14 protein-coding genes and 1 pseudogene are annotated in these 14,173 nt (G+C 68.1%); 4 read left to right on the top strand and 11 right to left on the bottom strand.

Annotated elements, in window-relative coordinates:
- Nucleotides 1-32: 32 nt before the first annotated feature.
- The 7 genes from BMH31_RS10925 to BMH31_RS10890 all read right to left on the bottom strand — a co-directional run bounded on the left by BMH31_RS10925 (nt 33) and on the right by BMH31_RS10890 (nt 6,743).
- Nucleotides 33-698, bottom strand: coding sequence for a DivIVA domain-containing protein (locus BMH31_RS10925; protein WP_099725211.1), 666 nt, complete (start codon nt 696-698; stop codon nt 33-35).
- The gene (locus tag BMH31_RS10920; protein ID WP_099725212.1) at nt 695-1,594 is read right to left on the bottom strand and encodes a phosphatidate cytidylyltransferase; all 900 of its coding nucleotides are present in this window, start codon (nt 1,592-1,594) and stop codon (nt 695-697) included. The genes BMH31_RS10925 and BMH31_RS10920 overlap by 4 nt, the downstream gene beginning before the upstream one ends.
- A gap of 5 nt (nt 1,595-1,599) precedes the next feature.
- Nucleotides 1,600-2,154, bottom strand: a complete 555-nt coding sequence (frr, locus tag BMH31_RS10915) for a ribosome recycling factor (protein ID WP_099725213.1) — start codon at nt 2,152-2,154, stop codon at nt 1,600-1,602.
- Nucleotides 2,155-2,187: 33 nt separating this feature from the next.
- Nucleotides 2,188-2,907 (bottom strand): UMP kinase, encoded by a 720-nt coding sequence (gene pyrH, locus BMH31_RS10910; protein WP_046455657.1) that lies wholly within the window; start codon nt 2,905-2,907, stop codon nt 2,188-2,190.
- Between the two features lie 95 nt (nt 2,908-3,002).
- Nucleotides 3,003-3,833, bottom strand: coding sequence for a translation elongation factor Ts (gene tsf / locus BMH31_RS10905; RefSeq protein WP_046455656.1), 831 nt, complete (start codon nt 3,831-3,833; stop codon nt 3,003-3,005).
- 55 nt (nt 3,834-3,888) lie between these two features.
- Complete coding sequence (rpsB, locus tag BMH31_RS10900; RefSeq protein ID WP_099725214.1) at nt 3,889-4,740, bottom strand: 30S ribosomal protein S2; 852 nt, start codon at nt 4,738-4,740, stop codon at nt 3,889-3,891.
- Nucleotides 4,741-5,783: 1,043 nt separating this feature from the next.
- Nucleotides 5,784-6,743: a tyrosine recombinase gene (locus tag BMH31_RS10890; protein ID WP_099725215.1), complete on the bottom strand. Its 960-nt coding sequence runs from the start codon at nt 6,741-6,743 to the stop codon at nt 5,784-5,786.
- Nucleotides 6,744-7,003: 260 nt separating this feature from the next.
- Between BMH31_RS10890 and BMH31_RS10885 the strand changes: the two genes are divergently transcribed.
- On the top strand, nt 7,004-7,738 hold the full coding sequence (locus BMH31_RS10885; protein ID WP_199068530.1) for an SDR family NAD(P)-dependent oxidoreductase: 735 nt from the start codon (nt 7,004-7,006) through the stop codon (nt 7,736-7,738).
- An 18-nt stretch (nt 7,739-7,756) separates the two neighbouring features.
- Here the strand turns inward: BMH31_RS10885 and dprA are convergent, their stop codons facing one another.
- The 4 genes from dprA to BMH31_RS10865 form a co-directional block, all read right to left on the bottom strand.
- On the bottom strand, nt 7,757-8,977 hold the full coding sequence (dprA, locus tag BMH31_RS10880; RefSeq protein WP_241898251.1) for a DNA-processing protein DprA: 1,221 nt from the start codon (nt 8,975-8,977) through the stop codon (nt 7,757-7,759).
- A 164-nt stretch (nt 8,978-9,141) separates the two neighbouring features.
- Nucleotides 9,142-10,737: a YifB family Mg chelatase-like AAA ATPase gene (locus tag BMH31_RS10875; protein WP_099725217.1), complete on the bottom strand. Its 1,596-nt coding sequence runs from the start codon at nt 10,735-10,737 to the stop codon at nt 9,142-9,144.
- Nucleotides 10,734-11,123: a YraN family protein gene (locus BMH31_RS10870; protein WP_099725218.1), complete on the bottom strand. Its 390-nt coding sequence runs from the start codon at nt 11,121-11,123 to the stop codon at nt 10,734-10,736. The genes BMH31_RS10875 and BMH31_RS10870 overlap by 4 nt, the downstream gene beginning before the upstream one ends.
- A 134-nt stretch (nt 11,124-11,257) precedes the next feature.
- The gene (locus BMH31_RS10865; protein WP_046455651.1) at nt 11,258-11,581 is read right to left on the bottom strand and encodes a DUF2469 domain-containing protein; all 324 of its coding nucleotides are present in this window, start codon (nt 11,579-11,581) and stop codon (nt 11,258-11,260) included.
- 128 nt (nt 11,582-11,709) lie between these two features.
- Between BMH31_RS10865 and BMH31_RS10860 the strand changes: the two genes are divergently transcribed.
- From BMH31_RS10860 to BMH31_RS15745, 3 genes and pseudogenes are all read left to right on the top strand, one after another.
- Entirely contained in the window at nt 11,710-12,354 is a 645-nt protein-coding gene (locus tag BMH31_RS10860; RefSeq protein ID WP_099725219.1) for a hypothetical protein, read from the top strand.
- Nucleotides 12,351-12,902, top strand: a pseudogene (locus BMH31_RS15750) (hypothetical protein); the annotation flags it as partial. The gene BMH31_RS10860 and the pseudogene BMH31_RS15750, both read left to right, overlap by 4 nt.
- Before the next feature lie 144 nt (nt 12,903-13,046).
- Nucleotides 13,047-14,159 carry a hypothetical protein gene (locus tag BMH31_RS15745; RefSeq protein WP_241898301.1) on the top strand — a complete coding sequence of 371 codons (1,113 nt, stop codon included), beginning with the start codon at nt 13,047-13,049 and terminating at the stop codon, nt 14,157-14,159.
- Nucleotides 14,160-14,173: the final 14 nt, after the last annotated feature.

The following is a 14,173-nucleotide window of genomic DNA, read 5'->3' as shown; positions in this document are numbered from 1 at the left end:
CGTCGCGGAGGTGCGGCCCGCTTCCCGCAGGTTCAACGGGTCGCGAGCAGCAGCACCACGACGCTGTCGAGCAGCGCGTCGACCTGGTCCTCGTCGTAGCCCCGCCATTGCGAGTGGAATACCGCCGAGCGCACTTCCATGCTCGACACGGTCTCGTTGCCCTCGAACATCGCGGTGATGCGGTCGAGGAACGCATCGACCTCGGAGATCCGGTAGCCCGTGGTCAGGAACCCCCTTCGCCGGAATCGCCGACCGCGGTCGCGCTGCAGCCGCCCCTTCACCTCGGAGAGCAGCTGCTGCGTATCCGCCCACCACGCGTCCTCGCCGATCTCACGGATCCGTTCGCGGCGCTCACGCTCGAAGAAGACCTCCTCGAGGCGGTCCATCGCAGCATCCACGAACCGCGCGGAGTAGCCGCGCCGGTGCACCGGGAACGCCATCCGCCGAACTTCCTGCGAGGTGACGGGGCTCGCGAGCGACGGATCGCCTTCGTACGTGCGTCGCGCCTGCAGCAGGAACTGGTCGACATCGGCAGTGCGGTAGCCGAGCTGCTTGCGGCCGGCCCTCGGGAAGGAGGTGTCGGGTGCTCCCCCGCCGAACTGCTGGCTCGGCACGGGTGCGGTGTCCGCAGCGACCGGGTCCCCGACCGGGATCGGCGTCGTGCCCGCAGCGCCGTCGATGGGCGCTCCCGCGGTCATGCCGCCGCTCCGAGCGCCAGCGCGACGCCGAACACGGCGACCGCGGAGGGCAGCAGCGAATCGAGACGGTCGAGCAGACCGCCGTGACCGGGGATCCACGAACTCATGTCTTTGACTCCCAGATTCCGTTTGATGAGCGACTCGGTGAGGTCTCCACCGGTCGCGGTCAGCAGTACCAGCACGCCGATGATCGCACCGACCCACCAGGGTTCCTCGAGAGCGAAGATCGAGGCGAGCACGCCGGAGGCGAGTGCGACGACCGCGGCTCCCGCGAATCCTTCCCACGTCTTGTTCGGGCTGATCCTCGGCGTCATCTTGTGCTTACCGAGCGTCACTCCCGCGGCGTATGCGCCGATATCGACCGAGACGACAACGAGCACCAGCGTGAACACCCACCACTCGCCCCGGTCGGACATGAGCAGCAGCACGCTGAACGAACCGAGGAACGCGACGTAGACGAGGGTGAACAGCCCCGAGAAGACGTCTCGGATGAGCGTCTTCGGCGGGGTCTCCCACTGCGGGAAGAGCCCCTCGATCAGCCGCCAGACGGTGAGCAGGATCGAACCCGCGAACAGGCCGAGCACCATGCCGGCGGCACCGAAGAAGTAGGCACCCCCGACCACGATGAGCCCGCCGAGCACGACCCCGACGCGCGGCACCCGGCGACCCGCGGTGCGGAACGCGGCCGCGAGTTCAACGAGCGCGACCGAGACGATCGCGGCGACGAGCAGCGCGAAGAGGTCCTTCCAGATGAACAGGCTCACCAGGAAGAGCGCGCCGAAGGCGACGCCCGAACCGACCGCGAGGAACAGGTTGCGTCCCGCACGGGCTTCGATCTTGGCGTTGGTGGCTTCGAGCTGCGCGCGAAGCTCCTCGCGCCGCTCGGCGCCCGACATCTGGATTAGACCTCCAGCAGCTCGGTCTCTTTGCGCTTCATCGCCTCGTCGACCTGGTCGATGATCTGCTTGGTGAGCGCCTCGAGCTCCTTCTCGGCACGCGCGACGTCGTCTTCGCCGACCTCGCTCTTGAGCGCGTCGAGATCGTCCTTGGCGCGGCGGCGCAGGTTGCGCACGGCGACTCGGGCGTCCTCGGCCTTGGCCTTGACGATCTTGACGAACTCCTTGCGACGCTCCTCGGTGAGCTCGGGCAGGTTCACTCGGATCACGGAGCCGTCGTTCGAGGGGTTCGCCCCGAGGTTCGGCATGTCGCGGATCGCTTGCTCGATGTCCTTCATCGCACCCTTGTCGTAGGGGGTGATGATCAGGCTGCGAGCGTCCTGGTTGGCGACCGCGGCCAGCTGCGGGAGCGGCGTCGGGGTGCCGTAGTAGTCGACCAGCACGCCCTGGAGCAGTGCGGGGTTGGCGCGACCGGTGCGCACCGTGGCGAAGCTCTCCTTCGCGGATTCGACCGCCTTGTTCATGCGGTCCTTGACGTCGGCGAAGACCTCATCGATCACGGTGCGCCCCTTTCTGAAGTGAATGTTTCAAGCTTAGCGGTGGACGAGCGTTCCCAGACGCTCTCCACGGATGGCCAGGGTGACATTGCCAGCGGGCTCCATGCCGAACACGCGCATCGGCATGCCGTTGTCCATGCAGAGGCTGAACGCGGTCGAGTCGACGACCTTGAGGCCGCGCACGAGGGCGTCGTTGTAGCTGATCTCGTCGAGCAGCTGGGCGTCCGGATCCTGGCGTGGGTCGGCCGTGTAGACGCCGTCGACGCCGTTCTTGGCGACGAGCACCTCGTCGGCCTGGATCTCGAGGGCGCGCTGCGCCGCGACCGTGTCGGTCGAGAAGTAGGGCAGGCCGGCGCCGGCGCCGAAGATGACCACGCGCCCCTTCTCGAGGTGCCGGACGGCGCGCAGCGGGATGTAGGTCTCGGCGACCTGGGTCATGGTGATCGCGGACTGCACGCGGCTCGAAACGCCGGCCTGCTCCAGGAAGTCCTGCAGCGCGAGTGCGTTCATGACCGTTCCGAGCATGCCCATGTAGTCGGCCCGGGCCCGGTCCATGCCGCGCTGCGAGAGCTCGGCACCGCGGAAGAAGTTGCCGCCGCCGACGACCACCGCGACCTCCGCGGTCTCCATCGCGGCCGCGATCTCGCGCGCGATCTGGCTCACGACGTCGGGGTTGACCCCGAGCGTCCCTCCGCCGAACGCCTCCCCCGACAGCTTCAGCAGAACGCGGCGCTTGCGGGTGGCGGTCGAGGTCATCGGAGGTCTCCTTCGGGTTGGGCTGAGTGAATTCTAGTGTCTGGACATGGAGAGAGACCCGGGCCACCAGGACCCGGGTCTCTCTGCATCAGCGGTTAGGCGCCGACCTTGCCGCGTGCGAAGCCGGTCACGGTGATGCCTGCGGCATCGGCGACCTTCTTGACCTCGCGCTTGTCGGCGTCGAGCGCGTGCACCTGCTCGTTGAGCGCGATCTGCTTGAAGAACGCGGTGAGGCGGCCTTCGACGATCTTCGGCAGTGCGGCCTCGGGCTTGCCCTCGTTCTTCGAGATCTCGGTAACGAGCGCGCGCTCCTTCTCGACCTCGGCCTCGGGCACGTCCTCGCGGTTCAGGTACACGGGGTCGGCGAACGAGATGTGACGGGCGATGCTGAGCGCAGCATCGGCGTCGGCGCCCTCGTAGCCCACGACCACGCCGATCTGCGGGGGCAGATCCTTCGAGGTCTGGTGCAGGTAGACAGCGGTGGCGGGGGCCTCGATGCGGGTCACCTTGCGGAGCACGATGCGCTCGCCGATGATCGCGGCCTCGTCGTTGATGACGTCGCCCACGGTCTTGCCGTCGAGGGGTGCCGCGAGGGCCTCCTCGGCGGTGCCCGCACCGGCGGTGGCGATCGCCTCGAGGACGCGATCGGCCAGGGCGATGAACTTCTCGTTCTTCGCGACGAAGTCGGTCTCGCAGACGAGCTCGATCATCGTGGCAGCGCCCTCGGTCTGCTTGACCGCGACGAGACCCTCGCTCGCCTCGCGGTCGCCGCGCTTCGCGACGCCCTTCAGACCCTTGAGACGCAGGATCTCGATGGCCTTCTCGATGTCGCCCTCAGCCTCGACCAGTGCGTTCTTGCTGTCGACCATTCCTGCGCCGAGACGATCGCGCAGTTCCTTCACAGCGGCCATGCTCACTGCAGCCATGTGTGACTCCTTCAGGATTGTGGTGTGTCGGTTCTGTCGGTGGTTCGGAAACCGATTACTCGGCAGACTCGGCGGGAGCCTCGGTCGCCGCGGCGGCCTCGGTGCTCTCGGCTGCGGGTGCCTCGGCAGCGGGTGCCTCGGTGGCCTGGTCGGCGTTCAGCAGCTCGACCTCCCACTCGGCGAGCGGCTCGGCGGCGGTCTCGCCCTCGGCCGGCTTCTGGTGGCGCTCCATGAGGCCCTCAGCAGCGGCGTCGGCGATCACGCGGGTGAGCAGCGACACCGAGCGGATGGCGTCGTCGTTGCCGGGGATCGGGAAGGTGACCTCGTCGGGATCGCAGTTGGTGTCGAGGATCGCGATCACGGGGATCCCGAGCTTCTTCGCCTCGTCGATCGCGAGGTGCTCCTTCTTGGTGTCGACGACCCAGAGCGCCGACGGCGTCTTGGTCATGTGGCGGATGCCGCCGAGCGACTTCTGCAGCTTCTCGAGCTCGCGCTTCTTGAGCAGGAGCTCCTTCTTGGTGAAGCCGCTGGTGCCGCCCTCGAAGTCGAGCTGCTCGAGCTCCTTCATGCGCTCGAGGCGCTTGGTGACGGTCTGGAAGTTGGTGAGGAGACCGCCGAGCCAGCGCTGGTTCACGTAGGGCTGGTTCACGCGAGCAGCCTGCTCCGCGATGGCCTCCTGGGCCTGCTTCTTCGTGCCGACGAAGAGGATGTTGCCGCCGCGGGCGACGGTGTTCTTGACGAACTCGTACGCGTCGTCGATGTAGCCGAGCGACTGCTGCAGGTCGATGATGTAGATGCCCGAGCGCTCGGTGAAGATGAAGCGCTTCATCTTGGGGTTCCAGCGACGGGTCTGGTGTCCGAAGTGGACGCCGCTGTCGAGCAGCTGGCGGATGGTGACGACGGCCATGGTCGTTCTCCTTGGTGTCAGCGCACCGGACGGTGCGCGCTTGCGGTTGATTGCCGGTCGCGATGCGACCGATTCCTGGTGCCCTCGGGATCCGCCGCTTCCCTTTGCACACCTCGCGAAGAATCGTGAGGGACGTGCTCGGTGAAGACCGATGGCGGCGCGCCGATGAGCGGGCACGCGAAGTCACCCCATAAGAGGTGCCCCACAAGCATACACGGATTGCCGATACGCGGCACCGCCGAACGCGCTCCGGCGCGCCTCCGCAAACCGCTTCTCCCTCCCCAAGCAGCGTCGGCACGTCCGGTCGGGCGTTCCCATCGCACTTCCTCGGGAATCGACACCGCTCGCGCCCACCCGAGCGCAGACTTCCCGCATGACCTTCCCTCTCCGATTCCGTGCGCGGTCGCTGCTCGCCCCCGTCGCCGCACTGCTCCTCTCCTGGTCGGTCGCGTCGTCCGCCGGGCCGTCGACAGCAGCGCCGTCCGTTCATCCGAGCGATCGGGCGGCTTGGTCTTCGCCGCTTCCCGGCCCCTTTCGGATCACCGGCCCGTATCGAGCGCCGACCTCGCCCTACGCGTCTGGGCACCGAGGGATCGATGTGCCCGCGCTTCCCGGTGAACCGGTGCGCGCGCCCGCCCGCGGAACGGTCGCTTTCGCGGGCGTCGTGGTGGATCGACCGGTGCTCTCCATCAGGATCGACGAGCGCACCGTGCTCTCGATCGAGCCGGTCGAATCGACGCTCGACCCGGGCACGACGTTGGCCGCAGGCGACGTCGTCGGCGGCGTCGCCCAGGGCGGCCACTGCGCGGACGAATGCATCCACATCGGGGTGCGCGTCGACGACGAGTACACGAATCCGTTGCGGTTCTTCGTATCGAAGCCGAGGCTCCTGCCCTGGTCGAGCTCGACCGCATCGATGCCGGGCCCGGTGCGCGGTCGCGGTCCGTGGCACGGGCGGAGAACGCAGCGGCGCGATGGGGTCGCCCGGCACTCCGATGAGCCGCATCGCGGGCACGCCGCCCCGCGTGCGGCCGTGACTCGGGTCACGCGCGCGGGTGCGCCTGCCGGTAGCTCTGCGCGAGGCGCTCGGTCGAGACGTGCGTGTACACCTGGGTGCTCGCGAGGCTCGAGTGGCCGAGCATCTCCTGCACGACGCGCAGGTCCGCGCCCCCGTTCAGCAGGTGCGTCGCGGCCGTATGCCGGAGCGTGTGCGGGCCTCGGGGCCCGCTTCCGGGTTCCTGCTCGAGAGAACGTGCGACCAACCGGTAGACCTGGTGAGCTTGGATCCGGCTTCCGGACGCCGAGAGGAACACCGCTGTCGTTGCGCTCTCGCGCACGAGCCCTGCACCGCTCGGGGCGTCGGTGGCGACGTTCAGCAGATCCGACCTGGCGCTCGTCAGATACTCTTCGAGCGCGAGCGCGGCGGGGGCGCCGAACGGGACGACCCGTTCTTTCGCGCCTTTGCCGACGACGCGCACGGTGCGCTGGATTCGATCCAGTCCTGAGAGGTCGAGACCGCACACTTCGGAGACGCGCAGTGCCGTCGCGTAGAGCAGTTCAAGAAGCGCCCTGTCTCGTACCGCGATCGGGTCTCCGCCTCGCGCCAGGCCGTCGGCCCGGTCGAGGATGCGCGAGATCTGATCGTCGGAGAGCACCCTCGGGAGGGTGCTCGGGGCTTTCGGTGTTCGGAGTCGGGATGCCGGGTTTCCTGCGACGAGCCGGTGCTGTTCGAGCCATTTGCCGAACGATTTGAGTGTTGCGACGTTGCGCGCGAGGGTGCTCTGAGCGAGTCCCTGTTCCTGGCGGGACCAGAGCCAGTCCCGGAGCGCTTCGAGTCCGAGCTCGGATACGTCCGATTCTGGCCCCGAGTCGGGGGCCGACGCTTCGAGGTACTCCGATAAAGAGAGAAGGTCTCGACGGTAGGCACGAACGGTCTGCGGCGAGTAGCCGTACTCGAATTCGACTGCCGAGAGGAAGCCGTCGATCGCCGTGCCGAGGTTCATGTTCCCATTCTGGCGCTGCCGGCGAAATCGTGCGCGCCGTTGCCCGTGTCGGTGGCTGCGATTTCTCGCGGGCTACGTCGAACACGCGCTGCTAGCCTGTGGAAATGACGACCGGATCGACTCGCATCGGCGCGGAGGAGCGGCCGCTCGGACACCGATTCCGCGCGGTTCACAAGACGTTCGACGTCATCCGGCCGGGGGCGCTTCGCCTTCGGTGGTTTCGGTGACGGCAGATCGGAGGCCCTCCATTGAATCGCGCAATGCCCTCTCTGAACGTCTTGATCGTCGGAGCGAGTCGCGGGTTGGGGCTTGCTCTCGCCTCCGCGATGCTCGAGGACGGGCATCGCGTTTTCGGCGTTTCCCGCGGCTCGAATCCCCCGGAGGAACTCGCCGCAGCCGCCCGAAGCGGTGTCCTGTCCTGGGTCGGTGCCGATTTCTCCGATCCGCGTGGAGCCGCAGCGTCGATCGCCGATGCCCTTCCGCCTTCACTCGATGTGATCGTCTACAACATCGGGATCTGGGAGGAGGCCGCTTTCTCCGAGGAGTACGACTTCCTCGGGTCCGGCGCGGAGGAGATCGAGTCTCTGGTGACCGCGAACGTCACCGGCCCGCTGCTCTTGCTGCACCGTCTGCTGCCGTCGCTCTTGGTGAGCGCGCATCCGCGGGTGATCCTCACCGGTTCGACCTCAGGAGTACCGCGCAGTGGCCGACCTGAAGTGGCGTTCGGTGCCTCCAAGTTCGCTCTCACCGGCATCGCCGACGCCCTGCGCGAGGGCTACCGGCATCACGGTCTCTCGGTGAGCGTGATGCAATTGGGGTATCTGAACACCGAGGATCCCTTGTCGGTACCGGTGGAGGAGGCAGCGGCTCGCGGTGCAGGCACGCTCGTTCCCGTGCATGACGTCGTCGAAGTCATCCGCACGATGATGCGCCTCTCCCCCGCATCCTTCGTACGAGAGCTCGTGCTCCCGGCGATTCTCGACGAACGTTTCTGACCCGAACGCCCCGCCCCTTCACCTGCGTCGCTCCCGTCCGGCTGGGCGGAACGCCCACTGGTGTTCATGGTTGCCCGGCCGCTCGCGCTTCTCGATCAGGCCGAGCAGCTCGAGCTCCGCCAGCGCTTCACGGGCATCCCTGGGCGCGACACCCGCGAGTTGCACGATCGTGTCCAGTCCGCGTGCTCCTCGAAGCGGGAGCGCGTCGAGAATGCGCTGGTGCATGATCGGAGAACGCTGAGGCTCACCCGCGGTTCCGCCCGGGGAGGAGTCCAGCTCGGACGGGCCCTTGCGACTGGCCGGCGAACTTCCCAGCACCCCCGGAGCTTCGACGGCCAGGTCCAGGCCGACGAGCTCGCAGGCATCGCTCGGAGATGTGACGAGCGATGCGAAATACTCACGAATCAGCCGGTGGCACCCGGCGGAGGCCGCAGATGTGATCGGGCCGGGCACGGCACCGAGCGCACGCCCGAGCTGTGCCGCGTGCCCCGCTGTGTTCAACGAGCCGGATCTGATGCCTGCCTCGGTGACCAGCGTCGCGGCGGAGAGCGCTGCCACGAGTCGGTTGCGCTGCAGGAACCGCCACCGTGTCGGCGCCGTGCCCGGGACGACCTCCGAGCAGACCGCCCCGTGCGCCGCGATTCGATCGATGAGATCCGAGTTCCCCAGGGGGTACGACCGCTCGGCCCCGCCGGCGAGCACCGCCACCGTCGGAGCACCTGCGGCGAGCGCAGCGCGGTGAGCCGCTGCATCGATTCCATAGGCTGCTCCGGAGACGATGGATGCGCCCGCGACGCACACCCCCGAGGTGAGTTCCGCGGTGATGCGCGTTCCGTACGGAGTGGCGGCTCGCGCCCCGACGATCGCCAGTGAATGCAGTCCGAGTGCGCGCGGGTCTCCACGAACCCACAGCATGACCGGTGCGTGTGGTCCGAGGTCGTGGAGCTGCTCCGGCCAGGTGGCGTCTCCGGGGAACACGGGTTGCAGGCCGGCCTGGGCCGCTCGTTCGAGGTCGGCGAGCGTCGCGTTGCGGTCCAGGCGCGGTTTCCAGCGTTCGAGTGCGGCGTGGAGCGATCGGCTCTGGGGCGCGGCATGCGGGTCCGCTTCGGTCCATGCCCGGCCCACCTGCTCGGGTGGGGCTCCGATAAGCAGCAGTTTCAACGCGGTCGACGCGCCCACTGCTGCGATGAGAGCCCCCGCGGTTCCGTCTCCGGGTTCGAGGATGCGTGACCATGCCACTCGGGCGATCCTCGCCTCGTCGGTGGCTGGATCGCCCTCGGGTACGGAGACGGTCGCGGACGAACTCGGATAGAGCGCGCGTAATGCTCTGCGGAGCTCATGGTCCGCGAGCGTCAGCTTCGAGGCGTCGGGCCCCTGCCCGTGTGTTCGAGCGTCAGCGGTCGTCATGCCAGATCCCCCTCGCGCAGGATGAGAGCTTGGGCGATCTCCCGGCGACCGGGGCGATCGACCTCGGAGAGGTCGGCCAGGGTCCACGCGACGCGGAGCGTCCGGTCGTAGCCTCGAAGCGTCACCGCTCCGAGGGAGAGAGCTCGGTCGAGCACCACTGTCTCGGAGCGGGGCAGTTTCGCCGCGGGTCCGCGAAGCCACTGCCCCGGGAGATCGGAGTTGACGGTCCAGGGGGTTTCTCTCAGCCGCAGGGCCGCCAGCTCCCGGGCGCGTGTGACACGCGCCCGGAGTTCTGCGCTCGTCCGCCCGTCGGCGCCTGCGGGGCGCTCCTGCACGCTGGACACTCGACGTACCTCGATCTTGAGGTCGATGCGGTCGGCCAGCGGGCCGGAGATACGCGATCGGTACCGCATTCTGGCGATGGGCGTGCACGTGCACTCCGCCGCGGCGTCGAGAGACCCTGCATTCCCACAGGGGCAGGGATTCGAAGCCAGCAGCAACTGCGCTTTCGCCGGGAGCGTCGCGCGGAAACGGGCACGGTGGATGTCGACGGTTCCTGATTCGAGCGGCTGTCTGAGCGCGTCGAGGACGTGTCTCGGATACTCCGCGGCCTCATCAAGGAACAGCACTCCGTGACAAGCCCGGGTCACGGCTCCGGGGCGCACGCCTCGGCCATCGCCCCCGCCGATGATCGCGATCGCCGATGCGGTGTGATGAGGGTGCTCGAAGGGAGGACGCACGACCAGGTGACTCAACGTGTCGCTGCCGAGAGAAGCGATGCTGCTCGCGACGAGCGATTCCTCCGGGCTCAGATCGGGGAGGATCGTCGGGAGGCAGGCGGCGAGCAGGGTCTTCCCTGCGCCCGGAGGGCCGGTCAGCGAGAGATGGTGCCTGCCCGCTGCCGCGACGACGAGCGCGTCCACCGCTTCGTCCTGTCCGATGATGTCGACCGTGTCCGGAGCCCCATCGGGTGCCGGGTGCGCACGCTCGTCATCCCGGCGGTCACGTGTGTGAGCAGGTTCGTTCCGCCGCCCAGGGGTCTGCGGGACCACGATTCGCCAGGCGCGGTCTTCCCCGGAATGCCAGGCGACGGCATCTGCGAGATCGTGGACCGCGATCGTCTCGATGCCGGGCACCAGCGAGGATTCGACCGCGGCGGACTCCGGAACCATGACCCGTTCGAAACCGAGACGACGCGCAGCCAGAACCGCGCTGAGTAGGCCTGGAGGACGCCGGAGTTCGCCGTCCAGCGCGAGTTCGCCCAGATGCACGACGCTGCTCATCCGTGCGGCCGGAGCTCGTCCGGAAGCGGCGAGCGCCGCGAGCGCGATCGCGAGATCGAACCCCGACCCGTGTTTGGGCAGTGCAGCGGGCGCGAGGTTGATCAGGATGAATCGGTCGGCCAGTTTGAGTCCGACCTTCTCAGTGGCTACCCGGACCCGGGACTTCGCTTCGGCGAGCGCGGTGTCGGGGAGACCCACGATTCCGATTCCGGGGAGTTGCTGGGAGAGCGCCGCTTCGACGAACACGGGCGCCCCGTCGAGTCCCGCAAGTGCGATCGCAGCGGCCCGGCAGACCGCGGTCTCGGTCATACGATCCCCCGAAGGTGGTCGATCCCGGGGAGTTCACCGGGCCTCACCGTGATGCCGATCGCGTCGATCCGGATTCGCTCAGCGCCCGGCCGATGCTCTCTGACCCACTCGAGCAGCAGTCGTCTCAACCGGCGGGCCTTACGTCGCGTGATCGCCTCGAGCGGGCTGCCGTACCCCTGGCCGCTCCGCGTCTTCACTTCGACCGCGACGAGGCAGTCCTTCTGACAGGCGACGAGGTCCAGCTCGCCTTCTCGCGTACGCCAGTTGCGGGCGAGAATGCGGTATCCGCGGGATTCGAGGTAGTCCGCCGCAGTCTTCTCGCCCCACCGGCCCAGGGTCTGGCGGTCGGGGATCGTGTCGAGCGTTCGGGTGTTCGTGCTGGTCATTTGCACCTCCGAGCACAGTCTCGAAGGTGGTTCACCCGCCCGGTGCGCTGTGCACAGGCCTCAGCGCGTCAAGGAGCTCACCCACGCGTCGACGCGTCTTGGGGAGGGATGCAGAGCGTTCCCGCGGTGCGCGACTACTTGTCGAGCGAGAGATCCTGCGGCAAGGAGAACTCACGTGCGGAGAGCTCCTCGACGTTGACGTCCTTGAAAGTGAGCACGCGGACCGACTTCACGAACCGGTCGGCACGGTAGACGTCCCATACCCAGACGTCGTTCATCGCGAGTTCGAAGTAGAAGTCGCTCCCAGCGTCGCGCCGCTGCAGATCGACCTCGTTCGCGAGGTAGAACCGCCGCTCGGTCTCGACGACGTATCGGAACTGCCCGACGATGTCGCGGTACTCGCGGAACAGGGCAAGCTCTGCATCGCGTTCGTAGTCGTCCAGGTCGTCTTCGTTCATCGCACCCATCCTAGCGATTCCCCGGGACGGTCAACAGCACCGGGGTCTCGCTCCATGCCGACACGCGAGGCGGAGCGCATCTGCGCAATCAGATTGACTTATTCGAACATATGTTCGAATATTGCTCCATGTCAGCCTCCTCCGCAGTTCGCGATCTGCAGCAGCGCATCACCGAGATGCAGGTTCCGCAACTCGGCGATCGCAGTGTGCCGACCCGCGCGGAGCTGGCGTCGCTCCTCCCCGGAGGAGCCCTGATGCGCGGCTGCAGCTACTCCGTGCACGGGTCGCTCGCGCTCGCGCTGGCACTGATCGCAGGCGCTTCGGCGTCCGGCATGTGGTGCGGAGCCGTAGGGTTCCCCGATCTCGGACTCGAAGCCGCAGCCGCGCTCGGTATCGCCCTCGAGCGCTTCGTCCTGGTACCGCGCCCCGGAGAGCGAACGCTGGGTGCCGTCGCAACGCTCTCAGAAGTACTCTCCGTCGTCCTGACCCGGACCTCGGCGCCCGTCCGTCAGGCCGATGCCGACCGCGTCACCGCACGCTTGCGCGAACGCGGCGCGGTCCTCATCTGCGTCGGTGATTGGCCGCATCCGACCAGCACCCTGCGGGTCACCGATTCGAGGTGGCAAGGTCTCGGAACCGGCCGCGGCATCCTCGCCCAGCACACGCTCACCGTGCAGACCATGGACCGGCGCGGACCGAGCACGCGCATCATCAGCTTCGACGGCGGGAAGCCGTCCGCGCCCAGAGAGCGGATCTTGGAGGCGCTGCGATGACCGTTCAGACCGGGCATGCATCGGATGACCCCGATCGCACGATCGTCGTCTGGGTACCCGACTGGCCGATCCACGCGCACCGGTTGGAGCGCGAAGCCGAACAACGCCTCGCGCCCCAGGACGCGAGCGCACCGCGACCACTCGATCACAGCGCTCCGTGCGCGGAGGAGGTGTCGGGAGCGGGAACTCTCGCAGCGCCGATCGCGCTCATCTCCGGGCACCGCGTCGTCGCCTGCTCAGCTGCCGCTCGAGCTTCTGGGGTCCGCGTCGGCATCCGAGAGCGAGAGGCCAGCCGGCTCTGCCCGGGGATCGAGCTCCATCCGCACCATCCGGAAACCGATGACCGCCGCTTCGCACCCGTGCTCGCCGCAATCGAACGACTCGTTCCAGGCACACAGCAGATCCGTCCCGGCATCTGCTCGCTTCGAGCCCGTGGGCCCGCCCGCTACTACGGCACCGAGCAAGCAGCAGCAGAGGCGCTACTCGAACTCGTCCATGAGCTCGGTTTCCCCGAAGCCCGGGTCGGAATCGCCGATGGCAGGTTCGCAGCCTCCCAAGCCGCACGAGCCGGGAGCGCCGTATCCGCGGTCAGCTCACCCTCGGATGGCGTTCGGATCGTTCCGCGCTCAGCATCGGCTCGATTCCTGAGCGCGCTGCCCGTTTCCCGCGCAGCTCCCCCGGACCTCGCAGAGGTGCTCCTCGGACTCGGCATACGCACACTCGGAGACTTCGCCGCTCTGCCCGAAGAGTCCGTCAGGCAGCGTTTCGGGCCGGCCGGCGTCGACGCGCATCGGCTCGCCGGGGCACGACCCACCGCCCTCGACCACGCACCGCTTCCCACCGCTCCCCGCGAGATCGTTCTGTCCCTCGACTTCGAACCGCCTCTGAGCAGCACCGACCAGCTGGCCTTCGCATCCAGCGCGGCGTCGGAACGCTTCATCACGGAACTCCTCGCAGAAACGCTCGTCTGCACCGAGGTTCGCATCGAACTCATCGATGACGTCGGAGTCCGTTACGAACGCACCTGGGCGCACCCGGGGCGGTTCACCGCTTCGGACCTCATCAACCGGATTCGCTGGCAAGCGAGCGGGTTGCACAGCAGCACCGAGCGCGCCGGTGCGGGAATCGCGGCGCTTCGCGTGGCTCCCGAACGCGTCGAACGCACCGCCGCCCATGAACCCGGCCTATGGAGCAGCGAGCCCGACGAACGCGTGCACCACCACATCACCCGCCTGCAGAACCTCGTCGGGCACGACGGCGCCGTCATCGGGTCGTTGACCGGAGGTCGACTCAGCTCGGAACGTCAGCGGTTCTCCCCCTGGGGCACGCGCGCACCGCGCACCGCGCACCGAAGCCTGGGTGCGGGGCCCTGGCCCAGCGGACTCGCCGCGGCCGATGCACCGAGTCGCGTCTTTCCGAACCCCATCCCCGCGGATCTGCGAGACGCTTCGGGAAACCCGGTGCTGCTCGACGACGACCTGCTGAGCAGCGATCCCGCGTCGCTCAGGGTCGACGGACACGGAGCCGCTCACCGCGTCCTCGCCTGGTCCGCACCGTGGCCCGTGCGAGAACGGTGGTGGAACGCATCCGTGGAGCGTTTCCGCGTGCAACTGGTCCTCGACGACGGCAGCGCATGGCTGCTGCATCGCACCGGCCGCGTTCAGCACGGTCCGCAGGCGACCCAGAGCGCTGAGAGCGGAGCCGCTCCGGGAGGGCGTCCGGCGAGCGGCGCCGGCAACGCGGCCGACTCCGACGGTATCTCCGCAGAGCCCCCAGCCTGGTTCGCGGAAGGACAGTACGACTGAGCAGCCAGGAGGTG

Origin of the sequence: Leucobacter sp. OLIS6 (assembly GCF_002752355.1) — a bacterium.
GTDB lineage: Bacteria > Actinomycetota > Actinomycetes > Actinomycetales > Microbacteriaceae > Leucobacter.
This window is presented reverse-complemented; position numbering and strand designations above follow the sequence as displayed.